Annotated in this window: 17 protein-coding genes; 6 read left to right on the forward strand and 11 right to left on the reverse strand. The window is 46.8% G+C overall.

The genetic code is table 11. The annotated features are described in order from the left end of the window. Positions 1 to 165: 165 nt before the first annotated feature. Together G367_RS24220 and G367_RS0118165 are read left to right on the forward strand one after the other, a co-directional pair. Complete coding sequence (locus tag G367_RS24220) at positions 166 to 576, forward strand: thioredoxin family protein (RefSeq protein WP_040629156.1); 411 nt, start codon at positions 166 to 168, stop codon at positions 574 to 576. Next, a complete protein-coding gene (locus tag G367_RS0118165; RefSeq protein WP_020414590.1) occupies positions 569 to 1,270 on the forward strand; it encodes a cytochrome c biogenesis CcdA family protein in 702 nt (233 codons plus the stop codon). The genes G367_RS24220 and G367_RS0118165 overlap by 8 nt, the downstream gene beginning before the upstream one ends. A gap of 184 nt (positions 1,271 to 1,454) precedes the next feature. Here G367_RS0118165 and G367_RS0118170 read toward each other — a convergent pair whose 3' ends face one another. Together G367_RS0118170 and G367_RS0118175 are read right to left on the reverse strand one after the other, a co-directional pair. After that, positions 1,455 to 2,579 carry an alkene reductase gene (locus G367_RS0118170; RefSeq protein WP_020414591.1) on the reverse strand — a complete coding sequence of 375 codons (1,125 nt, stop codon included), beginning with the start codon at positions 2,577 to 2,579 and terminating at the stop codon, positions 1,455 to 1,457. Between the two features lie 36 nt (positions 2,580 to 2,615). Continuing rightward, a complete protein-coding gene (locus G367_RS0118175; RefSeq protein WP_020414592.1) occupies positions 2,616 to 4,106 on the reverse strand; it encodes an aldehyde dehydrogenase family protein in 1,491 nt (496 codons plus the stop codon). A gap of 142 nt (positions 4,107 to 4,248) precedes the next feature. Here G367_RS0118175 and G367_RS0118180 point away from each other — a divergent pair, with 142 nt between their 5' ends. Next, the gene (locus tag G367_RS0118180) at positions 4,249 to 5,139 is read left to right on the forward strand and encodes a LysR family transcriptional regulator (protein WP_020414593.1); all 891 of its coding nucleotides are present in this window, start codon (positions 4,249 to 4,251) and stop codon (positions 5,137 to 5,139) included. A gap of 126 nt (positions 5,140 to 5,265) precedes the next feature. On the opposite strand, the gene G367_RS0118185 is transcribed toward G367_RS0118180, so the two are convergent. Next, on the reverse strand, positions 5,266 to 7,467 hold the full coding sequence (locus G367_RS0118185; RefSeq protein WP_020414594.1) for a winged helix-turn-helix domain-containing protein: 2,202 nt from the start codon (positions 7,465 to 7,467) through the stop codon (positions 5,266 to 5,268). A gap of 220 nt (positions 7,468 to 7,687) precedes the next feature. Here G367_RS0118185 and G367_RS0118190 point away from each other — a divergent pair, with 220 nt between their 5' ends. Together G367_RS0118190 and G367_RS0118195 are read left to right on the forward strand one after the other, a co-directional pair. Next, positions 7,688 to 8,533 carry an alpha/beta hydrolase gene (locus tag G367_RS0118190; RefSeq protein ID WP_020414595.1) on the forward strand — a complete coding sequence of 282 codons (846 nt, stop codon included), beginning with the start codon at positions 7,688 to 7,690 and terminating at the stop codon, positions 8,531 to 8,533. A gap of 56 nt (positions 8,534 to 8,589) precedes the next feature. Further along, entirely contained in the window at positions 8,590 to 9,786 is a 1,197-nt protein-coding gene (locus G367_RS0118195; protein WP_169337137.1) for a serine hydrolase domain-containing protein, read from the forward strand. Between the two features lie 192 nt (positions 9,787 to 9,978). Here the strand turns inward: G367_RS0118195 and csrA are convergent, their stop codons facing one another. Further along, the gene (gene csrA, locus G367_RS0118200) at positions 9,979 to 10,164 is read right to left on the reverse strand and encodes a carbon storage regulator CsrA (protein ID WP_020414597.1); all 186 of its coding nucleotides are present in this window, start codon (positions 10,162 to 10,164) and stop codon (positions 9,979 to 9,981) included. A gap of 630 nt (positions 10,165 to 10,794) precedes the next feature. Then, positions 10,795 to 10,962 (reverse strand): hypothetical protein, encoded by a 168-nt coding sequence (locus G367_RS26230; protein WP_020414599.1) that lies wholly within the window; start codon positions 10,960 to 10,962, stop codon positions 10,795 to 10,797. A 468-nt stretch (positions 10,963 to 11,430) separates the two neighbouring features. Here G367_RS26230 and G367_RS0118215 point away from each other — a divergent pair, with 468 nt between their 5' ends. Next, positions 11,431 to 14,223: an Ig-like domain-containing protein gene (locus tag G367_RS0118215; RefSeq protein ID WP_020414600.1), complete on the forward strand. Its 2,793-nt coding sequence runs from the start codon at positions 11,431 to 11,433 to the stop codon at positions 14,221 to 14,223. A gap of 382 nt (positions 14,224 to 14,605) precedes the next feature. Here G367_RS0118215 and G367_RS0118220 read toward each other — a convergent pair whose 3' ends face one another. The 6 genes from G367_RS0118220 to G367_RS0118255 all read right to left on the reverse strand — a co-directional run bounded on the left by G367_RS0118220 (position 14,606) and on the right by G367_RS0118255 (position 22,875). Further along, positions 14,606 to 15,610, reverse strand: a complete 1,005-nt coding sequence (locus tag G367_RS0118220) for a restriction endonuclease (RefSeq protein ID WP_020414601.1) — start codon at positions 15,608 to 15,610, stop codon at positions 14,606 to 14,608. Positions 15,611 to 16,499: 889 nt separating this feature from the next. Further along, positions 16,500 to 17,090, reverse strand: a complete 591-nt coding sequence (locus G367_RS0118225) for a hypothetical protein (protein WP_020414602.1) — start codon at positions 17,088 to 17,090, stop codon at positions 16,500 to 16,502. Positions 17,091 to 17,195: 105 nt separating this feature from the next. Continuing rightward, positions 17,196 to 17,576 carry a tyrosine-type recombinase/integrase gene (locus tag G367_RS0118230; protein WP_083922776.1) on the reverse strand — a complete coding sequence of 127 codons (381 nt, stop codon included), beginning with the start codon at positions 17,574 to 17,576 and terminating at the stop codon, positions 17,196 to 17,198. Between the two features lie 274 nt (positions 17,577 to 17,850). Beyond that, positions 17,851 to 18,303, reverse strand: a complete 453-nt coding sequence (locus tag G367_RS0118235; protein WP_020414604.1) for a nucleoside deaminase — start codon at positions 18,301 to 18,303, stop codon at positions 17,851 to 17,853. Positions 18,304 to 18,858: 555 nt separating this feature from the next. Further along, positions 18,859 to 21,417, reverse strand: a complete 2,559-nt coding sequence (locus tag G367_RS0118240; protein WP_020414605.1) for a hypothetical protein — start codon at positions 21,415 to 21,417, stop codon at positions 18,859 to 18,861. A gap of 1,017 nt (positions 21,418 to 22,434) precedes the next feature. Next, on the reverse strand, positions 22,435 to 22,875 hold the full coding sequence (locus G367_RS0118255; protein WP_157533615.1) for a hypothetical protein: 441 nt from the start codon (positions 22,873 to 22,875) through the stop codon (positions 22,435 to 22,437). Positions 22,876 to 22,991: the final 116 nt, after the last annotated feature.

A 22,991-nucleotide genomic window follows, 5' to 3' on the forward strand; every position in this document is an offset into this window, starting at 1 on the left:
GTATCCAAACCATGGTAAATGTGGACGGCTCTACAGTAAGTATTTGTTAAGAAATTCCTCATTATGGACTGTAATAATTTGCGGCCTACGCCGACTAAGGTTGCAATGCACCCAATTTTACCTTTCCGCTGGGGTGTGCATTTTTATACCGAGGATATGATTAGCATGAAAGTTCTTCACTTATTTCTACGCTCTTTGCTTGTAACTTCCTTCCTTCTTAGCGTGCCCTTCGCATCAGCCGGAGAGCCCTTCTCTGAAGAGCGCTTCAAAGAGCTGCAAGCTGCGAAGCAACCCGTATTGATTGATGTGCGGGCAGACTGGTGCCCTACCTGCAAGAAGCAGGGCATAATTCTTGCGCAGTTCCAGAAAGATAACCCCCAGTGTGGCCTCACAATCCTTAATGTGAATTTCGACAAGCAAAAAGAGTGGGTAAAGCATTTCCGTGCGCCCAGGCAGTCAACCCTGCTGCTCTATCGTGGGGACAAGCAGGTATGGTTCAGTGTTGCTGAAACACGCGCTGATGTTATTCGCCAGAATATCTTTAACTCAGTTAAGGCCTGCGGCGAAAATGCTTGAAGTCAGCGCCATCCCCCTGGCCTTGATTGCGGGCACACTTAGTATTCTCTCCCCCTGTGTTTGGCCACTGGTGCCAATGGTAGTTGGCGCCTCCAGCAGTGCTGGGCGCTGGGGGCCTTATGCGCTCGCCGTAGGGCTCAGCTTGTCATTTGCCCTGGCTGGAACTGTACTCAGTTTCCTGCTGGTCTCTTTAGGGCTGGACCCAGAGCTATTTCGCTATATTGCTGCAATCCTGCTTGTGGCCGTTGCCCTTATTCTACTGATCAAACCCCTTTCCGACTGGGTGACCCTGCGTTTGGCGAAAGTTACCGCAGGGGCGAGCATTACTGGTGATGGCGCCTGGGCCGGACAGTTTGGTATCGGCTTTCTCACAGGAATTATCTGGTTGCCCTGCGTAGGTCCCACGCTAGGTGCAGCAATCGCGCTTGCTTCCATGGGCCAGCAACTAGGCCAGTCATTTATGGTGATGTTTTCTTTTGGGCTTGGTACCGGTGCTGCGCTACTGGTGGCAGGCGGGCTATCACGGAAAATTTATAGCCGCTTATCACCATCAGTTGGCGCTTTTGCTGTTGGTGGCAAAGTAGCACTTGGTGCCATACTTTTGTTGCTTGGGATTATGGTGTTGAGTGGCTTTGATAAAGTCCTGGAAACCTGGGCTTTGAACTGGATGCCCGAGTGGACTTTTAGTTTTTAATAATTATCTCGAAGTAAATCACAATTTAGTCGAGGTATCCAAAGGGATTAATAGTTATTTTAGTGTCTGGAAAAACACTGAAAATTACCTCAGGAATCCAAGAAGTTTTACGAGTAAGTTTAAAGCCCCAGTAACCTTCAATTACTGGGGCTTTTTTTATGTCCTGTTAAGGAACTGTTAAAAATTATGGCTGGTAAGAAGGGTAATCGGTATAGCCTTCATCGGTACCGCCATACATGGTTTCCGGGTCAACCTTATTAAGAGGCCAATCATTGCGAATACGTATGGGAAGGTCCGGGTTGGCAATAAAAGGGCGACCAAAACCAAAGATATCTCCATTACCCGCCTGCAGCACCCGCAAAGCCTTCTCTGGGGAATACTTGCCGGCATACATGATGCGCCCGCCAAAGATATCTCGTACTTCCTGGTAGAAATTCTCAGGTAAATCCGGTGCATTATCCCAATCCGCTTCTGCTAAAGATAGGTAAGCAATTCCCGCCTCGTTCAATAGTTTGATAGCTTCGATATAGGTTGTGTGTGGGTCACTCTCCACCAGGCCAAGATAAACACGGTCCTCATCGGTACTTTCAAACAGCGGAGCAAATCGAACGCCGAGACGATCATTACCTACCTCTGCTGATACCGCTGCAACAATCTCTTTGAGGAAACGCAGTCGGTTCTCCAGGCTACCGCCATACTCGTCATCGCGTTGATTGGTATGCTCAGAAATAAACTGGTTTACAAGATAACCATTGGCACAATGCAGCTCAACACCGTCGAAGCCCGCTTCCAAAGCATTGCGTGCTGCCTGGGCATAGAGCTGCACCAGTTCTTTAACTTCTTCTGTTGTCAGTGCACGAGGCTCACTGGGTTCAGCCAAAGCACCTTGTCCTGGCCCTGTCTCAATAAATACCTTTACCGCATCTGCACGAATTGCAGACGGCGCAACAGGAGCCGTTCCACTCGGTTGTAGTGATGTGTGGGATACACGCCCCACATGCCAAAGCTGGGCAAAAATAATACCGCCTTGATCGTGTACGGCTTTGGTCACTTTTTTCCAGCCTTCGACCTGGTCCTGTGAATAAATTCCGGGGGTCCAGGCATAACCCTGGCCGCGGGGTTCAATTTGCGTGCCCTCTGTAACCATAAAGCCCGCACCAGCTCGCTGAGCGTAGTAGTTGGCCATTAAGTCATTAGCGATGTTACCGGGCTGTGAACTACGCGATCGGGTAAGCGGCGGCAGCACAATGCGGTTTTTCAGGGTGTAAGGGCCCAGGTTGATTTCACTGAACAGTGCTTCGTTTTTCATAACTACTTTCCTGCTAAAAGCTTATTGCAGTGAGGTTTAAAAAAGACCGTAGGGCTTTTCATTAAGACTGATAAAGATATTCTTCTTCTGCGTGTAGGCATCAATCATCGATTTATGGGTTTCACGCCCGATACCTGATTTCTTGTAACCGCCGAACGGTGCATGGGCAGGGAGTTCGTGATAGGTATTCACCCACATGCGGCCTGTGTCCACGGCTCGTGCAACGCGCAGTGCACGGTTGATATCCTGGGTCCATACAGCACCTGCCAAGCCGTAATCGGATTGGTTGGCCATCGCTATAACTTTCTCCTCAGAGGAGAAAGGAATCACTACCACAACTGGGCCAAAGATTTCTTCCTGTGCGACTTTCATAGCGTTGTCGGCATGGGTAATTATTGTAGGTTCAATGTAAAAACCCTTTTCCAATCCCGGTTTTTGTAGCCGCTTACCGCCGGTAAGGATCTTCGCACCTTCTTCTTTGGCAATATCTATGTAGCCAAGAATACGGTTCATTTGCGCTTCACTGATCTGGCTACCCATTTGTGTGTTGGGGTCCATCGGATCGCCGACATTTACAGATTCAAACTTGGCTTTTAATTCAGTGGTAAAACGGTCGAAGATAGTTTCGTGGACAAAAAGGCGGGCACCAGATTCACAGACTTGTCCCTGGTTCAGCAGGATAGACAGGGCTCCGCCCTCCAGGGCTTTTTCCCAGTTTGTGTCGGGGAATACGATATTGGCTGACTTGCCACCCAGCTCCAATGTAGCTGGTACCAATTTATCAGCCGCAGCTTTGGCCACGTTATAGCCGATGCCAGTAGACCCGGTGAAGGCCAGCTTCGCGACTTTAGGGTGATCCAGTAAAGCCTGGCCCGCTTCTGGGCCTACGCCGGTGACAACGTTCACCACACCATCTGGTAATACTTCCTTGAAAATCTTGGTCAGCTCCAGCAGGGTGGATGAAGTCATCTCGGATGGCTTAATCACTACGGTGTTACCGGTTGCGATAGCGGGTGCAATCTTCCAGGCGGCCATCAGCAGAGGGTAGTTCCATGGGATTACCTGACCGACTACACCCATTGGCTCGCTGAATACCAAGCTCATGGTTTGATCATCAATCATCACCGCTTCGTCGCTGTGAGAGCGGATAACCCCTGCAAAGTAGCGAAAGTGGTCTATGGCCAGTGGGATATCAATATTTGAAGTTTCGCGAATTGGCTTGCCGGTTTCCAATGCCTCAAGGTGGGCGAAGAATGCTTTCTTTTCTGAAAGCATGTCTGCAATTTTGAGCAGTGCATCCTGTCGTTCAATAGCGGAAGTAAGTTTCCAGATGGGGAACGCCTTTTCTGCCGCAATGACAGCAGCATCGACATCACTTGAATCGGCCAACGGTATGCGAGTCAGTAATTCGCCTGTAGCAGGATTGAGGCTGTCCATCGTACGCCCCGAGTTGCTATTAACCCATTCACCACCAATAAATAATTTATAAGATTCCTGAGGAGCAAAGCGCTTAGTGGGTCGGCTCATATCTATCTCCAGATAATTAGAAGAGTAACTACTTGGGCTATTAAATAGCCCCAGCCAGATGTGGCTGTGCCTTACGATGGTGGGAATAATAGATAGGCAAAGATACAATTAGAAACAACTACTCTTTGTCCTGGTTACAAATATGAATGGTATAAGTCGGTTAGACCTGAAACAGCTACGTATATTGGAAGCGCTACTGCAAGAGAGAAACCTATCGCGGGTAGCGGAAAAGGTAGGGTTAACTCAGCAAGCAATCAGTGAACAGCTGCGTAAGTTGAGGGAGGTATTTGATGACCGTCTGTTCATTAGGCAAGGTAACGGCATGGTGCCCACTCCTATTGCCGAACAACTGGGCGGCAGGATCAGCAGCATTTTAAAGGATGTAGAGTCACTGCTGACCCCAATAGCTTTTGACCCGGCAACCTATAAGGGGGTTTTTAGCATTAGCGCCACAGACTATGCGATTCAATCGGTACTACCCCAACTACTAGAGGTTGTCCGTAAATCTGCTCCAGAGCTTAAAGTTATTGTTAGGGATTTTGAAACAGATAACCTAAATCAATTAATGGTTGCCGGCGAGATCGATCTAGCGCTCACTTTCCCTGATTTCATCCCGGATGACCTGCCTTACAAACTGTTATTTGAAGAGCAACATGTTTGTATTGCAGGAAAAAAATCTCCTCTAAAGGGCAGGTCATTGACTTTGGCTGACGTAGCCGAGCTTCCACAATTGATTATTTCGCCTTCTCGCCCGAACTTGAGAGGGTCTCACGATGAATGGTTTGCTATGCAAGGACTAAAGCGCAATATCGTAATGTCAGTACCTTGCTTTTCAGCCGCACCAGATATTATTGCTGCCACTGACACAATTGCTTTTTACCCCTCAAGATTATTGCCCAATAAGAAAGTGATTCCTCTCAATTTGGATACACAAACCCCAAAATTTGAAGTCATTGCAGCATGGCACAGCCGATCTAATCACAGCCAGCTCCATATGTGGGTAGTTGATCAGCTTATGAGATTATTTAGGTAGCTATGTAGTTCTTTAATTGAGCTTTAGCAATATTAAAGTTCGTATCATATCGTGATGGAATAGTAAGATGGTTTTTAGGAAACCATCTTATTTTTTTAGAAATAAAAAGAGTGTATTGTCGTAATGCTATTGCCGTAAGAAAAGCTCAGCCACCTCCTTTTTAGCGGCAACAACATAGGTAATCATCAGGTTCTCTTGATTAATATCGGTCAAGTAATCGATATCCCTATGCATTTCCCTCAAAATGGAAAAGTTATCGGTGTCGAGATTGTATGACCACAGCTGGTCGTCTCGATTGATTGAGTAAATCACATTATCTTTGATAACAAATCTCTTTTCGCTACCTTGATCAGTTAGCTTCTCGATAAGCTGGTCTTCCGCGGCGCCAGGTTGCCAGAAGCGATTCATATGGTCCATATAGATCAACCGGCCATCTTTAGCTCTTTGGGCCCAGCTAACTGGTTTTTCATTGATAAACCTGGGCTCAAGGCTATCCAAGTTGACTTCTGCAAATTTTGTAACCCCTTTAATCGTCAAGGATAATAACGCTGAATTATCGATACTGTCCCACTGGAAGAGCTGATCAACAGGCGCATTCAGGGGCAAGCCCTCTACACGGCCATCCAAGAAAATTTTATTGAGCTTGTTATTGGCATTTACCAGAATACTTTCTCCATCGGCAGACCAATGGATACCGTCGATATTGGTATCGATTGGAAACTGAGATACCTGCCGTAAATCACTACCATCAGTCACCCACACCTGGTCTTCACCAGAGCGCCTGGAGGTAAACGCAATCAAGTTGCCATTGGGTTGGAAAATACCGTCATCCTCCCCGGAAATCGACCGTGTGGCGCTTGGGTAAATTGTGCTGACATCTTCTTCTGAAGGTGTGGTGCTAGCTCCAGGCAGGTTTAGCGGTATCAAGGCAATATCACTATCGTATTGCCCTTTAATAACCAGTGCTCTATGTCCACCTGGATGAAAGTCTGGAGAGCTGGCAGACTGGTCCAGAGGTAACTGAATTCTACTGACCTTGCCATCATAGGTGAGAGAGAAGAGTCTTCGCCCTGTACTAAAGATTAGCTCATCCTCTCTCGGTGAAAAGTTAGGGGAAATGGCTCTGTGTTCAGATATCTCATCTGGATAGTCAATCGGATGGCTGGTTAAAAGCGCCCCCTTAGAATCCAGCATATCGATATAAAGCCGGCCATCTTGATGATAGCTGGTGACGGCTATTAAATCGTCATCGATTGAATAATCAAAGTGGGCTAGGTTTCCCTCTTCCAGGTCATAAAGTACCTGACTGCTGTTATCACTCACGGAATATTTGATTAACCGCCAACGATCAGACTCTTTATGCAAAATAGCGAGATCATTGTTATTTAACCATGCCGGATTCTTAATGGCCGAGTTTTTACAGCGCATTAATACACTTGGCTGTTGCGGACTTACTAATGCCTCTTGGAAGTCCAGGCTTACCAGGTTGTAACAGGTATTCTGGGTTAGCGGTATGGTACAGTCTTCTTCTGAAATAAATACCAGTTTTTTGCCATCCGGAGATAATGTATGGCGGCCATAAGTACCCCATTCGGGAGTTAATTCCGTTTCCTGCTGAGTATGTATATTCCTGGCCCAGATTTTATTAACACAGAGCTTATCCAAATAACGATTAAATATAATATATTCACCATCAGGTGAATATGAGGGGCCAAACTCTTTGTGATCCGTAGCCGTTACTGCCTGTAATCGATCAAATATAAGCTGAGCGTTTTGCTTGGGTGAAGAGTAATTAAATCCAACAAATATCAATAATAGCATCCCGATTAGCGCAAATATTGGGAATCTATTTGGTTTAACTGACTGGGTTTGATAATCCGGATTACTTGGTTGTATATCTATTACAGGCTCAGGGGGTGCAGGGGGTGCAGGGGGTGCAGGGGGTGCAGGGGGAGCAGGAGAGAGGGCGTTTTCTTCCGATACTGTCTTATCCTGTGGAATAGAATCACCATCTTGCCAAACAATATCACATTCCAGGCTATAACCTTGTTTGGCATGGGTTCTAATATAAGACTGCTGCTTTCGATCCTCGCCCAAGGCTTTTCTAAGTTGCGCAATACTTCTTTGCAGCGTATTTGGTGTGACTATTGTATCGGGCCAAACTTCAGACAGTAGCTCATCCTGGCTCACTACCTTTCGCTGATGCTTTGCCAAGTGGGTTAAGACAGCAAGGGCTTTTGGGGGGATAGTTTGTGATTGCTCATGTCGGGTGATCTGGTTTCTGGATAAATCAATAAAGAAGTCACCCACCCAATATTGTGAAGCCATTGATGTATCTACCTGAGCAAAATTTGAGCTGAATTTTTGCTATCGATACTAGCATAAACCCTGATCACATCTAAATCGCGCCTTGTAACCTATTGATAAATAAGCACTTTATGCCAGCAGTAGAAAGTCATCGAAAAATCAGGAGCACTTCAGGTGTTTCACTGGCTCCTTGTTTAGATTGAGCGCTTCTCCGATCACATGTAACGGTATAAATACTGATATGAAAAAGCGTTTACTAGTCGCCTTTCTCCTGTTGCTACCTATCGCTGCCCTTGAAGCAGGTGAGCATAAGGCCCTGGAGTTATCCACAATCCAAATAATACCCATTCAGGACTCCAGCAATAATAGAGAATACGAGCTGTTTATTAAGCTGCCTGAAAAATACGAGGAGAGTGATACTAATAAGCATCCGGTTATTTACTATACAGACGCTTTATGGGCAGTTGAAATACTATCGGCTACTACTGAATACGCACTGGAAGATGCCATTTTGGTGGGTATTGGCTGGCAGAAAGATATGCCAGCTGATGAAAATGAATGGTCAAGTCGATATCGGGACTTTAAGCCAGCACTACCCTCAGATAATAAAGATAAAAAAACCTATAAAGGAGAGGCCCATCAGCATCTCGCCTTTATAAGAAATGACGTTATTAAGTATATCGAAAGCAATTACCGCGCGAATCCAGATAACCGTACTTATTTCGGTTACTCATTCGGGGGGCTCTTTGGGGTTTATGCCTTAATAAGCCAACCGGATACTTTTCAAAACTACATTATCGGTAGCCCATCAAGATTGATAGGCACTTATATGGATTCTCGGCTTGAATCAGAGCCTAACAAACCATTGATGGAACTACCCAAGCAAACAAACGTATTTATTGCTTACGGAGAATTAGAGAAGGAACTGGGCGCTACGGTAGAAAGGTTCGTTAGTGAGTTAAAGGACCAAGAATTGGCTAACTTAACTCTGGAGCCGGCAGTTATCGAATCGGCGAATCACACTACAGCATTCCCAAAGACATCAGTTCGCAGTATTTATTGGCTTGCCGATAAGCTGAAACACTAGTCAATAGTATATCGAGTCTTATTAATTAAAAATTAAATTTGGGATCTAAGATGATTATGAAAAAGCTAATCGCAATCGGCTTAATGTATGGCATAAGCGTCACTGCGGGCGCAGGAGATTTGCATGCTCCAGAAATAAATATGGCCGACTATGGTAGTGACCTCACAGGCCTGGAGAGATCAATACCAAAGCTTAAAAAAGCATTTATTGATACAGCTCCAGCGGATAGAAAAGACGGTATTCCTGTTGGTGAGATAGATGTAATCAAGGAGAGTTTGCAACAGCTGGCACTAGAAATAGCTGATAACCAACATACACCTTACGATAGCCTACTAATTGCTCAAAACAACAAACTGGTTTTTGAATCCTACTATTCCCTTGGTCGTGTCAATTTTCCTCACCCACAAGCGTCTGCCACCAAGGCCTATACAGCCCTGGCAATTGGGAGGGCGATACAGTTAGGGTATTTGACCATGGAAGACCTAGACAAGCCTGTCACTTCCTTCCTGAAAGGATTGGATAGGAAGCAGCTTGCTAAAGGCGCAGACCTTGTCACACTAAATCATGCCATGAGCATGCAGTCAGGAATCCGTATTGCAGAGGAAAAACTCGATGCCTTACTAGAAAAACCTGAGCAGTTAACCGGGAAAAAGCTAGCCCAAATCTATCTAAGTTACAGTAAGCCGATCACTTCTGATTCGCAAACTTACTTATATCAAGGCTCAGACCCAATGATTGCAATGCTGGTTCTGGATGCTGTAGTTCCCGGCTCCGCGAGTGACTTTATTAAAGAAGAGCTACTGGAGAAGATGGGGATCGATATCTATCACTGGAAGGAAGCCGTAAGCGGCGTGCCCCAGGCAGGATCAAGAGCCATGATGACATCGCGCAGTATGGTTAAGTGGGGCACTTTGGTACTTAATAAGGGAAAATGGAACGGCCACCAGTTAATACCGGAGGCGTATATTACCAAGGCTACTGGTAAAGTGGCTGTTCCCACAGATGATGAGTTTGACTATACCAACTTTTCATACGGCTACTTCTTCTGGCGAACGCCCCTGAAGGTTGGCAACAAGAAATATGTCGCAAAGTTTGGTTGGGGCGGTGGCGGCCAGTATGTGATCTCTATTGAAGATCTTGATTTGGTGATTGCGATCACCGGCCATAGAGATGATGACAAAACCCTGGGCTTGATAGAACAACGTATTTTGCCGGCTTTTGTATCTTCTGCATTAAGTGGTACAGCTGGCTAAATTGTTACATTTATTGACCTTGCCTAAGCAGTGTTAAAGTTTTCTGTCCAGCATTTAGGACCTTTGGAATAGGGAAGCCCTAAATGCTGGATAGATTGTTCGATTACACAAGGGTTGCGGTAGTTAGCGTTTTTGAAGTAGTAGGGCCAAAGCAAGATTGTTAGGGCTCACCCTACTGGGAGAATCTGCTTTTTATCTCCCATTATTCCGCTCCTGCTGTTTTTTGATTCTTCTATAAATTTCTTCGCGGTGAACCGCCAAGGTCTTGGGAGCGATTATGCCTACCCGCACCTGATTACCTTTAACTTCTAATATTGTGATTGAGACGTTTTCCCCAATCCTGAGGTTCTCGCCTGTACGGCGGTTTAAAATCAACATATTGGTTTCCTAATGAGACGCAAAGCATTGGCAAACCTCCCGCAACGGGAAGGCCAGGAAAGTAATATCGGTTGCGGGCATTAGGAGGGGCGCGAGAACGGTAGGCGTAAAAGAAAAAAAGGCGGGCGCTAGACTCCCAGTGCTTGGGGAATCTCCTCAGGTTACTGAATTTGCAACCTTTTATTGAAGACGAGTGGGTTTCTAGCGTACCATTCATGGAGCCACTTTGATAACTGTTCTATCAATTTGGTTAGCTGGCCCGGGGTGTTGCCGCACCTTGGGTCAGCGCCTTTTACTGTCTCTTACGTCACGCTACCGTTCTCCTTTGGGAATGGGTCTTTTATAAAATTCTTGTTGTTCTTGTTGTTCTTGTTGTTCTTGTTGTTCTTGTTGTTCTTGTTGTCCTTGTTGTCCTTGTTGTTCTTGGGCTGTTGGCTTGTAGAAGCCGGTTTAATCAGTGCCCAAAATGTTGATAAATATCTTTCGATTCTACGCAGCTTTGACGCTGAAGAAAACTGAATAAAATCCAATAAGATTATTTGGGCGCCTATATTTTTTATGAGTTCACTTTGCCGAATGGCAATTGCTTATTGAAAATGGAACCCAAAATAGTGATCCTTTTAATGAGAACTATGAACCATTAATCCTACTGGATTCTTCAATCCATTGCTGGTTAAAGCCTGCTCCTTTGGTATAGCCGATGAAAATATTCATTAGCTTTTCCATGCAGCTATTAAGGTCTATTTCAAAAGCTAATTCTTTGGCAGCCTGGTAATTTTCAGCTGCTTGGTCAGTCATGCCAAAAAAACTTGGTTAACTGCTTTACATCCTCGGCTGAAATAATGTCATTCATCAAAGATGAAACATAAAATTTTCAATAAGTGGAGTTTCAGAGTTTTTAAGATATAAGCAGAAAGGTGTATTTTTCTTTTGGGGACCGTTTTTAATTCAAGTCTTGTTAGGTGGTACGAAGGTATAAATCTATTTTGTAAGGGCGTACTAATAGTGCAATCACAGCAGTGATGAAAATTTAAATGAAGTAATGTTTCGAAAGTAACTAAAAGGATCAGACTTTAGAAAATCTATTAAAGTCAGAAAAGTCACCAGTGAAGATATTTGTCAATTAAAGATAGATATGAAGTGAACCTTATAAAATACTGCGGCTGGCAAATGCCTCGCGAGATGCAATTTGTCAAGACCTTTCACCTATATTGGCAATCTAGGCAGTACTAGAAATATAATAATCGTTTAAATAGGGAACCGAATATGAAGCAGTTTTTCGGAAAAACACTAACAACAATTTTCACACTACTTTTTCTATCAGCCTGTGGTGGAGGTGGAGGTGGAGGTGGAGGTGGAGGTTCGGATACTCCATCCAATAGCGCGCCGGTGCTCATCTCCGCAAGTGAAGTCACCTTTGAGGAAAATAGTTCTGATGTTCTACTTACACTGTCTGCTAGTGACGCCGATGGAGACAGCATTAGTTATAGCTTTATTGGTGGCGAAGATCAGTCTCGCTTTCTAATTGATAATGGTAACCAGTTGCGCTTTGGTTTTGCACCGGATTTCGAGAATCCTGCAGACGCAGATGGAGACAATATCTATCAGGTAACGATTGAGGCCAGCGATGGCAAAGGCGGTCAATCGAGTCAGGCCATTGCAATAACCGTTGTTGATGTTAACGATGGCGCTCCCGAGTTTTCTTCCGCAACAGAAATTTCGGTCGAGGAAGGTGTGAGCGATATTTTTTACATCGCTAGGGCCGAGGATCCAGATAGAGACGATGTTACATATTCACTGAGCGGCGGCACTGATGCTGCATTATTTTCTATTGATTCCGCTAGTGGTGAACTCCGTTTTAACACGGCCCCAGATTTTGAGTCGCCTGCGGATAGCGACGAAGATAACCTCTATCAGCTGTCAATCAGCGCCGCTGATAGCGAAGGGGTTGCAAACCAGCTTTCGCTGCAAGTCATTGTGACTAATCTGTCCTCACCTTCGGCTCGCATCGATTTCCCGACGGGCGGGGCCAATATGGGCGGGAAGCTTTCCAGCCTTGCCCTCACTGCCAGGGTTTTCGATCTTGAAAGTGGTAAAAATACTTCTGAGAAATTGGCTAGCATCGCTATCGATAGCCAGTCACCAACCGTGGACGTAACTTCCCCGTCACTGTGGTATCTCGATACAGAGATTAATAAAGGTCGAGATTCATATAGTCTTTCAGCCCAGTTCGTTACTGGTGAAGCGGTTCAGGATTCACTTTCTGTCAAAAATGAGCTTTTAATTTTTTGGCCAGTCGGTGTGTCCTACGACAACTTATATCGAAGTAGGTATTTCGCCGATACGGCGTTGGATGTGATATTTGAGATAGATAGTGCAGGTGCACGTCGCGTGATTTCTGGTTCATCGGTAGGCTCCGGTCCGGCACTAAACCCAATCGATATGGTACAAAAATTTCCTAATGTGCGTGCCAATCCTGCCGATGACCACTTTGTCGTACTAAATAGCGACGGGAGTATCTATTCTGTACAACGCTCTACCGGTGATCGCACGCAATTGACCACCTGGATTCCTGCAGACCTCACCGCCCTGGCATTGACGGGCTATGGAGGTATAGCTTACGCCACAAGAGCAACAAGAACGCATGGTGAGATTATTGAATTTGACTTGTTAAACGGCGGTTACGCCAAGATATCCAGCTCCGATTCATCATCTCCGAAAGGCACTGGGCCCGACATGGTGTATCCGACGAGTATCGCATTAGATGAGGCGAATGGGCAGCTTTACGTGGGTGATGAAGGGTCCGATTCTATTCTCAAGATAGATATTGCCAGTGGCGATAGAACGACAATAAGCGGGAATGGTATCGGCGGCGGCGAATCCATCACAAGTGTAATGGATTTGATCGTCGATATTGATAATGATCAAATTTATGTTGCTGGCGGTGGCAGGCATAATGTCCTACAAGTGGACATAGCAACCGGTGATCGGTCAATTATAACAAGCCGGACAAAGGGTGAAGGTTTGCGGCTTTATAACCCTTGGTCAATTAGTCGAGGAGCTGACAGCAAAAGCTTACTGGTGTCTGGAATTCACTTTGATCCGGTGATCATGTCTGTGGATACTAGTACCGGTGACCGTACAGAAATTTCCTCCAACCATGTAGGGACGGGACCAAGCTATTCATGGGACGACGTGAGTTATAGCCGTTCAACCGATCGGTTATTCGTGATCTCCCAAAATGATTACGCAGCCGCAGAAATAGATTTGCAAAATGGCAACCGCACCCTCGTGTCTCAGTTTGATCCTGGCGCTTCGCCGCGAGTGGTAGCGTCCACAATCGTTGCAGGTGATTCAGATCGCCACGCTTATATATTCGATGAGAACTCAGACCAATTGGCCAAAGTCGATCTAGAAAGCGGCGAACTGGAAGTAATCTCTGCTTCTGGAATTGGTAAAGGCTCTGCGTTCACCGGTAGCGTAGTGGCCATGGAGCTAGATTCCGCGAACAATCGTATAGTTTTATTACAGGCCTCAGGGCTGATGAGTGTCGACCTTAACAGTGGCGACAGGGAAATTATTTTCGATAATCTCTTCAGTTCTGCGCCCTTATTTGACTCTGTTTCCGGCCTGGCGCTGGATCCCACGAACAACCGCGCTTTCGTCAGCGATTCCGGTACCGGTGGCATCTGGCAAGTAGACCTGACTACTGGTGACAAGAGCACTTTCACCGCCTCGGTGCACGGCGTCAACACAGCACAGTCTCCTACAGACGTTGTCTTGGATACAATCGGCAATCAGCTTCTGGTGAGCACCGAAAGCGGAAATCTGGTTGCCATCGATTTGGATGACCTCTCACAATCAACACTGTCTAGCGGCAAATGGTGCCACAGCGACTGCCGCGGTGACGGTGTTGCAGTGGCTAGCCTCAATTCCATGACCATCGACACGGATGGTCGCCGGCTCTTTGGCTATGCCTATAATGGTGATATACAGGGTGTCGATGGAGTCGTAGTTATCGACTTGCGTTCTGGTCAACGAGCATTAGCTTCTAAATAACGACCTACCGGGTCCCAATTCCAACGGGGCCCGACATCACTTTAGCGAATCTCATCATCCTCTCAAATTAATTTCGATGCTTAATATTGAGGTATTTAATGTTTCCCAGGAAGTTAATATTTTGAATTTTTTTATGTGTTTTGCTAAGCAGAAATCTAGGTTTTATAAAAATTAAAAACTTATTTTTTCTAACTCAGGGTTCAAATAAAGATCATAGTTTCAAGAAAATTTCCAGTCTTGAAGCAGTTAGATATTTTATAATGCTAATTATATTTTTTGGGTTTAATTTTAAGCAATATCAATTTCACCTTCTCACAGCTGCTCAAAGTCTAATTGACGAAGGTGTCCAGCCAAGGTGTTGTACAGCTTTTCTAGTCAGCATTCAGAAATCCACCAGCCAATAAATCCGTACCAGCGGCATCAGTGCCCGGCCTTCCAAATCGAAGTTCTCACAGTGGCTGACGATTAAGTCGACCAGGTCATCGAGATCCCTCAGGGTGAGGGGAAAGGTGGAGCGGTCGGCTTCGTAGCGGGCTTCACGGATGAAGTCGCCGGTGCTGACAAACAGGCCCGAGTCCCCTTCACGCAGCGCGCCGATAAAGCCGCGTATGGCGGGGGCACCCATGGAGCCGTTGCGATGTTTTACTTCGGCTTTAATGCGCGGCTGGGTAAGGCCCAGGCTGCCTGGAGAGGCGATCACATCGACATTGCGATCCGGGCCCTTGGGGGATACCTTGGCCTTAAAGCCCATTGCGCGCAGTATCGCCACCACCAGTTCTTTCATTTCTTCGGGCAGTAATACGGTGATCTTGTCTTTGATTAGTTCGTGGCTCTGGGCCAAGGTTTCGTCTTTGAGCTGTGCGCTATCAGTTTCTGCGGCTTCATCTTCCTGAGGTGTTACCGTGCGGCCCTCAAATATGGTTAAGAAGGCTTCTATGGTTCCCTGGCTTAGGGAGAAGAGGGTGAGGGTGGAGCCGAGGGAGTTTTTGGCTTTTTGTGGCAGAAGATCGCGGCTGACTTTACCGAGCCATTCCACCTTACGCAGGTTGGCGTAGTCACCGATAATATCCGGCTGGTAGAGATATTTCCCTTTATCGACCCCCAACAGGCAGTTACGAGTCTCCGGGTTGTAGCTCACAATATAATCGCCTGCGGCAATCTGATCGCGAAACTTCAGGATCATAGCGAGGGCATTGCCGGTAGCCGCGGGCTTGTCATTACCGTAAATCTTGATGTATTCGTCCCGCAAGCGCTCGGTGCTTGAATACTGGCTTAGGTCTCCCAGCTGTGACCAACCCACTGTGGCAAAGCCTTTCTCGAAGTCTTCACTGTAAATACCAAGGTACGCGACTATTATTCCAGCAAGGGATTTACCTATAACTCTCATGGTGATTACTGTTGGAGGAGCATTGTAGACCAATGAAAAACACCCCCCCTGAATAAGAAAAGTGGAGAAAGGAGCGCGCTAAAAAGCGTGCTGAAGAGCGGTTATCAGGTTCTGAAGATGTGGATAAGATGGGGCTTCTGAGTGGGGGTAAAGATGCAATGCGGGATGATAACCCTGATGGGAATGGGAAGCCGGATTTAAAAGAAGCTAAGAGGTAGGCTTCGAAAATCGTGACTAACCGCCATAATGGATGGAGCGTAGTGGTGTAGTAAATTTGGCCACTACAAGAGCGCCCCTCCCAGAGGCGTCCGGTACACTGGTCTTCGCGGTTGGCCTCTCTCGCAATGGATTCGTTCAGACAGTGCATGAACCAACTGGCATCGGTAAGTCGTGCCTTCCAAATTTTTACTACCTCTGTGAGTTGGGTGAGTTCGGCGTGATCTGGGTTTCATCTCTACAAAAACGCTGTGATAAAGCTGAGCCTTTGCATAATCGATACCAACGAGACACCACTTCTTTTAGATCCCAGTCATCCGCGTGTTGCTGGTGTATAAACAGTGCAATATGGTGTGACGTAGGATGCTTTATCTTCTGTGGGTGTCCCATCACGCCTTTTATGTGCGTTACTTCAATCGGGAGTATCGGTGCTCGGGAACTTTCTGGTGGGGGGCTACAAATCCTGTCTGGTTCAATCTATCGAGAAACAGTATGCCAGGCGGGTGACGGAAATACTGCTGGAACGCCTATGTATGGCTTTACCATAAATGTGGGTATTCCTAACACAATATTGATCTGACCCCACTTACTTAGAAGGCTCCGACAGGCATTGAGCCTGTCGGATGAAAAACGTCCCGCGCCTAGCAAACTGCTAAAAGGGAAATCGAGACTATCAATTGCTAGTCACTCTTTTAGAACCGACGTACATTGCAAATAACCGAAGGCCGATGGAAATTAAGACAAGCATACTTGGCGCTGTATGAGCGGGTATTGCCTTTAATTGGGTGATTTCTCTTTGAAGGGTCATCGTTTGATGTGGATTGGACTGGTGTTTTGGAACCTGAATAACGTTTTTCTTAAGTAATTTATCGAACGATTCGATTTCTCCCGCAAGCATGTCCAGGAGTTCCAATTCGGTCTTGCCGTCCCATGGTAGCTGTTTCCTAAAAGCGTCAACTGCTTTACCAAGCTTTTTCCATTCTTCTGCGAGGAAGGCTTCAAGTGATGAGAGGGTCCTAAGCTTCGAGTTCATGGATTGATTGGCTCGGTAGGCGTTTTGTCCATGAGCGCCGCTCGCCATCATTCCACCAAAGTGCTGTACGTTATGTTTGGCAGTATTCAGGTTCCGGCTTATTAAGCTGAGTTGATCCAAGGTGTGGACCAGAGTCTGATCAAGTCTCGGATCTTTATTCTTAATCGCTGCCAGAGCGGTGTTAACCAGTCGACTCACCTGTACCTTGGTTGCATGTTCGTTGATAGACATATCCTTTTATCCTCGTAAATCCATTGAAGAATGTGTTCTACCTCTCTGATTTGAGATGCACGTGCCACATTCAATTTTTTCCTTGATGAAAACGCGAATTCTAAATTAAATCTGCCGAGTGTCGCGGTCTAATGGAGTACGGGCCATTGCACGGCAGCCGTGGGCGGTCATGGTTTCATTGTCATAGCCCAATGACCTGGGCGCAGCCCTCACACCGTTATCAGACAGTGGACGGCACTGGCCTCGAGCTGATGGGAAAACATATTTGCCATGGCCTGTTAGCGGCTCCAGTTCTTGCAGTAAGGCAATAGCCTGTTCAGCAAGAGGGATAATGTGTGGCTGGCCCATTTTCACTTTTTCGCTGGGCAGCTCTATGTGCTTGGCACCCCAACTGATTTCTGTCCACACAAGTTTTCCCAATTCTCCAGGGGGGCAGAATAGGAGAGGGGGTAGTTTTAGGGCTGCTCTTACTGCTGAAACTTCCATCTAGGATAGTTGTTGTACCTCAGGTATCTTCAGGCTAGGGCCCATATCTGGTGGCTGTTGCAGCCTTCATCGATTGGGCCTGCTTAGCAACTATCAGGCTGACCAGTAATGTGTCAGATTGGTGCTGAGTAGGAGGCCGTGTAGCTTCTCAAACACAATTGAATTCTTGAAAGCCACAGTGTAAACATCGAAAGAATCCATGAAATGTCAATCTTTTCTAATAATTTGGTTTATAGGCTGGCCACTATAAAGACACTTTGCAGTTAATGGTTTCTTACTCGCCAATATCTTCATGCCAAATTTCAGGGTGTTGCTCAATGAATTGATTCATAATGTCAATACATTCAAGGTTATTAAGAACAACCAAGCTTACACCTTCAGATTTGAGTAATGATTCATCACCCTGGAAAGTTTTATTTTCACCGATAATAATATTTTTAATGCCGTATAGGCGAATGGCTCCACTACACATTGAGCAGGGTGACAGAGTCGTATAAAGCGTGCATTTTTGGTAATCGGCAGCGCGCAACCTCCCTGTGTTTTCCAATGCATCCATTTCAGCATGCTTGATCACACTATCCTGTTGGATACGCTGATTGTGGCCCCTGCCGATAATTTCATCATTTAGTACGATTACGCTACCAATGGGGACACCTCCCGCAGCTAAACCCTTACGTGCCTCCTCAATCGCTGCTTGCATAAAAGTTTCATGCCTGGATTTATTCATGGCAACACTCTGTTTAATTTGTTAAGAGTACTTGAAGCATAGGGCATAGCGTATTTTTCTATGCGTTCTTTACACCAAGGTGCCTGATTTTACTGATCAAAAACCGCGCGATCTCAATAATATGAAGTGGCTGGTCGATAAAGTAGGGTAGTTCTGATTAAAGGTTCGTTTGCTTGGGTTCTTTTCCAGGCACATTATTTTTCGCTAGGACTTCGGCGACTTTTGGGGCTTTCGCTCTATAAATCTACAGAAAAATTTCAAATATTATTTCCGTACCTGCCCACTAGAAATCATGGAGTATCCATAAAGCTTTTTGAAGGCAAAGGGTCCAAACGCTGCTGCAAAGTCAGTGGTACATAAATCACAGTATTCAGTATCGTAAGTAGTTCGTGCATCGCTTACTTTTCACTAACAAACTGCGCGCCACTACAGTTTGTCGTGGGGCGTTGACGGTGCGGCGTCCAAAGAAGACTGGAGCGTGTACACACCGTCGCGGGATTCTGGTAACGAATAGGTTGCCCAGGCGTGTAATGGCCACCTGAGCAACCGCGCGATTTACTCCGGTACTGCGATAATTAGGAACGACACGTGCGATTCGCTGTTTTCTTGAGTGTGCTTGCTGTTTCCCGAGTCGCCGTCGCCGATGAGTGCGTGTGGACTGTGCAGTATGACCTGCGAGCCTGACGTGGAATAGGTTTCCGAACCCCCGCCGACTTGCCGGATGTCGTGGTCACTGCTGTCGTAGTGGACGCGATAGCCAGACAAGAACACTGCTGCGTCGCTTATGGGCTGGCCCATCTCGACATACACGTCATCACTCGTGTTTTGGAGGTTTGTCACGTACTTTGCGATCAGAGGGGGGCTATTGCTCAGCTCAATGAGATTGCCATCAATCGATGCGATGGCGTAGTTGTCTGAGTCATCATGCATCAGCGCAGTTGATTGGATCGCCACTTCATTGCCGTTCGGAACCGCGGTGGCATCGAGCTCAATGGTGCGAACATGGTGTGCTTTTGGGGGTTCGCTCGGGTCGTTGTCCTTGTGGTACTCGCACGCCCAGCCTCCAAGGGCTGCGTAGGCTTCTGGTTCATCGAGGGGGATGTATAAGCTGGTCGTGTCGTTGGGGATACCGGTGATGGTTCTCGGTAGGATCACACCGTCTTTAGGGCCGTCGACCACTGCGATGCAGGACAATGTCAATTGGGAGTCTGAGGGGCTTATGCCTTTCTTCTGGCCGAACAAGGTGGCGTCAGGCGTGACGGTGAGGACGGCATTCTTGTTGTGGACCTGGGTGAGCGACAGGCCCAGCGTTTGAGTCTGGTGGTCCGTACCTCCTTCGTACTTGAAGAACCAGTAGGTGGCGGCAACGATGAAGCTCGTCACTTCTGAGCCGTATTTGCTGAAGTCAAACCGGAACCTTCCGCCGTTTTCATCCAGCTGCTGATTGATGTGCATCATCTGAATATTTGGAGGCGCGATTGGGGTGGAATGAAGCTTGATTGGCATATAGGCCCAGTCACCGCCAACCTGGAGATAGGCGGGCGAATTCGTCTTCTTGACCTGGAAGCCGGGAATTGCGATGTCGACACTCCCTTTCTTTGAACTCAAAATTGAGATGATCAATTGAATGACCCAGCCAAGCGGAACGAATGCCCACCAGAAAGGGAGCTTCGCTTTTGTTTTCACCTGAATGTTGAGCACATCGTCGTAGGCGTTGAAGCTTATCGTCGCAGAGAGCTTTAGGGTTTGGTAGACCCACAGGGTCATGGCCCCACGCTTGACTCTGATGTCGGCACTGATAACAAGATCGCCATCGTTGTTGAACGCCGCTTGGAGGTTATTTTCTTTGATTTTGATATGCGCACCCTCAATCACATCCTCGACGTCTGTGTTGAGGTACATTTTCTCGGGGTAGGTATCTGTCACCGTCAGCTGCGATGAGGTCAGTGGCGTTGCTTCAGCAATCGCCGCGGCCACCGAAGTCAAAATGATGTCGTTGGATACGATGAGCGCCGATGTACAGTTGCTAGGGATAGTCTGTGGTAGAAGCGCGTCTATTGGCTGGCGATTCCCACGGCATATTCCAAGTCCGAACAGGTTTGAGTCGGAGTCGCCATCAAAGGCTGTATACATCACCCCGATATCCAGGTTCCCGGCGGGCAGGGGGGTGTGTTGAGCAACCGTGTACTTGATGGGCCAATCAAAACTTGAGATGAGTTGGTCGACTGCTCCTTTCATCGCGTCGGTAATGTCGAGACCCTTGATCGACTTTGAAAGTTGAATATCGTTGAGGTCAAGTTCCATCATGTCCCAGTTGGGCTTCTTGATGGTCACGGTGACTTGCCCATAATGGTTGATGCTGGCGCTGGCTTGCATTTTGTCGAGGTCAAGAACGAGCCGGGCGTGACCGGGGCTTTGGCCCTGCGCATCTTCGATGTTGCTTGTGATACCTGGGAACTTGATGAACCCTGTGATGGGCAGGTCGAGCGTCGCCTTTTGGTCTTCGGGATTAATGAAAGCGGGACAATCAAATGCGAACTCGTAGCGAACCTTGGCGGGGCCCTTGCCGACACTTCCGCTGAAGGACCATTGGCCGGAGTCGCCTTCGAAGAGCTCGTTAATCCAATTGTTGACCGCCCCTTGAGTCGAGGCACTGATCAAGTCCCAACCTTGCGAAAGGTCCGGATCTGGCGAGGATTCAACTTCTTGCAGACCTTGCTGCTCTTCAATTTCTTCTTCAATTAAGTCGCTTGGCTCCTCTCGGTCAACCAGGCCGCGCAGTCCCTGGACCAGCTCGGGGCGTGGATCGCATATCCGCTGAAAAGTCGCAATTGGGTCGAGCACGAACTGACGCGCATTGCCTTCAGATTCACCGAGCCACTCCAGCATGCGAGCTTCATGTTGCAAGAGCTGGCCAAGGATGGGGTCGCGCCGCATTGTGTCTGTTTGAGATGTTGGCGTGAATTCGAAAGAGAGCGAGGTGGAACTATCTAGCTGTGTAGCTTGCTTGCCCAGCAGGCGCTGCAGGTCGTCGGGAGAGAGTGTGAGGGTTGCGTTTTGCTTTTTGAGTCGGCGCTGCAGGTCGTCGGGAGAGAGTGTGAGAGTCTCGTCCATGATGATGCTCCGTTGTCTTCTTTATTAAATTTTTTTGAGAAGGCAAATAGCTGGGAAGCGCCACGCGCCCTCTTTGATACAGCAATTGAATATCTGGCCCACAAGAAAATTGCCACCCGATCTACAGTACTCTCCAAAAGAGCGTCAGCCAACAAGATTGAAGGCAACTACCAGGTGAAACGTTAGTGTTTTTCGGTTAATAGAATTTTTTGCGCCATCGTTGGGATGTTCTATATGGAGCCTGTCAACAAAAAGTTACTCGACTATTACACCAGCAAAGATTTTACCTATAACGCTCACGGTGATTACTGTTGGAGGAGCATTGTGTGACAGCATGAAAAATGTTCCTTAAAGGGCACACTTGAATAGGAAAAGCGGAGGAAGGAGAGGGCTAAAAAACGTGCCAAAGAGCGGTTATCAGGTTCTGAAGAGCCGGACCAGACTGGGCTTTTGAGTGGCGGTAAAAATGCAATGCGGCACGATAATCAAGATGGGAAGCCGGATTTAATAAAAGTTAATCAGTAGGTTATGCAATGGGGGATAGCTGCATTTTGATGAGATTGTTGTCCATTTTGAGGGACTTGCTTAGCCTTAAAAACTGAAGGTTTTCAGGGTGGTGTAAAGGCAATAAAAAAGGCCAACCTTGCGGTTGGCCTTTTTCGATTTGGTGGAGATGGCGGGAGTCGAAAAATAGCTATAACCCATTGATAAACAGAGATTAAATATTTTCTTTTTTTCAAAACCCGTCAATAAACCCGTCCACTAGAGCAAAGTAACCTCAGTTTGGCGCGTAAGTTACCTAGCTCTGTTATGCTCCTGGTTGGCCCAATGTGGCATGCGCCGGCAGGCTTCCCGGAGCCCCTTACTGACGCGAACAAAACCTTCGCTGATGTCAACATTTGTCAACAGGAGGCGCCCACCTTTCTAATACCAGTACCAGCTTGCCCTCCCAGTTTTTTTCCATATGCACCTTGCGAAAGGTGAATACAATTCCTGTAACTAGGGAGTAAGTGGATTCTACTTACGGAAGATTATCGCGAGGAGTATTAAGGCCAACAGAGTATTAATTGATAGTGATGCAATTCCACCCACTATGTAATAGATTGCTACTCCCGCTACGATTGCTAACCCAATAAAGAGGATGGCTTTCACTGTTAGTTTGAGAGAAGCTACTAGCTTGTCAAAAGCTAAATCAATACTATCAGCTGTTTTCGTCCCCCCTTCACTGTTTGCAAACCAGATGCAACCTCTAATAATGCCGTATGCGAGGGCATAACCTATTAAAACGACAGTAAGGCTCAGTATATATATTACTGGTTCGCTAGTCTCAACTAATATACCTACTTTATCCATCAACAGGCTGGGTAATATTGAGCTTAGCTGCTTAGAGAAGCCAAAAGTGATAATTACAGTGTATATCGCCAAAAGTGTTCTAACGAAGTAGTCAAAATACTTCACCACTATTTACCTCTAGAATCATTCCCACAAACGGAGGCCAGCATTGTCTCATATGAGGGCGGTTACAAACTTGGTTTATCTGATTGTGGAAAAACCTTCCCTAGCAGGCATTTCCC

Source organism: Microbulbifer variabilis ATCC 700307 (assembly GCF_000380565.1).
GTDB classification, from domain to species: domain Bacteria; phylum Pseudomonadota; class Gammaproteobacteria; order Pseudomonadales; family Cellvibrionaceae; genus Microbulbifer; species Microbulbifer variabilis.

What these genes read in the sequence shown, in the direction of transcription:
- G367_RS24220 (WP_040629156.1), top strand. Translation starts at nt 166, where the DNA reads ATGAAAGTTCTTCACTTATTTCTACGCTCTTTGCTTGTAACTTCCTTC.
- G367_RS0118165 (WP_020414590.1), top strand. Translation starts at nt 569, where the DNA reads ATGCTTGAAGTCAGCGCCATCCCCCTGGCCTTGATTGCGGGCACACTT.
- G367_RS0118170 (WP_020414591.1), bottom strand. Translation starts at nt 2,579, where the DNA reads ATGAAAAACGAAGCACTGTTCAGTGAAATCAACCTGGGCCCTTACACC.
- G367_RS0118175 (WP_020414592.1), bottom strand. Translation starts at nt 4,106, where the DNA reads ATGAGCCGACCCACTAAGCGCTTTGCTCCTCAGGAATCTTATAAATTA.
- G367_RS0118180 (WP_020414593.1), top strand. Translation starts at nt 4,249, where the DNA reads ATGAATGGTATAAGTCGGTTAGACCTGAAACAGCTACGTATATTGGAA.
- G367_RS0118185 (WP_020414594.1), bottom strand. Translation starts at nt 7,467, where the DNA reads ATGGCTTCACAATATTGGGTGGGTGACTTCTTTATTGATTTATCCAGA.
- G367_RS0118190 (WP_020414595.1), top strand. Translation starts at nt 7,688, where the DNA reads ATGAAAAAGCGTTTACTAGTCGCCTTTCTCCTGTTGCTACCTATCGCT.
- G367_RS0118195 (WP_169337137.1), top strand. Translation starts at nt 8,590, where the DNA reads ATGAAAAAGCTAATCGCAATCGGCTTAATGTATGGCATAAGCGTCACT.
- csrA (WP_020414597.1), bottom strand. Translation starts at nt 10,164, where the DNA reads ATGTTGATTTTAAACCGCCGTACAGGCGAGAACCTCAGGATTGGGGAA.
- G367_RS26230 (WP_020414599.1), bottom strand. Translation starts at nt 10,962, where the DNA reads ATGACTGACCAAGCAGCTGAAAATTACCAGGCTGCCAAAGAATTAGCT.
- G367_RS0118215 (WP_020414600.1), top strand. Translation starts at nt 11,431, where the DNA reads ATGAAGCAGTTTTTCGGAAAAACACTAACAACAATTTTCACACTACTT.
- G367_RS0118220 (WP_020414601.1), bottom strand. Translation starts at nt 15,610, where the DNA reads ATGAGAGTTATAGGTAAATCCCTTGCTGGAATAATAGTCGCGTACCTT.
- G367_RS0118225 (WP_020414602.1), bottom strand. Translation starts at nt 17,090, where the DNA reads ATGTCTATCAACGAACATGCAACCAAGGTACAGGTGAGTCGACTGGTT.
- G367_RS0118230 (WP_083922776.1), bottom strand. Translation starts at nt 17,576, where the DNA reads ATGGAAGTTTCAGCAGTAAGAGCAGCCCTAAAACTACCCCCTCTCCTA.
- G367_RS0118235 (WP_020414604.1), bottom strand. Translation starts at nt 18,303, where the DNA reads ATGAATAAATCCAGGCATGAAACTTTTATGCAAGCAGCGATTGAGGAG.
- G367_RS0118240 (WP_020414605.1), bottom strand. Translation starts at nt 21,417, where the DNA reads ATGGACGAGACTCTCACACTCTCTCCCGACGACCTGCAGCGCCGACTC.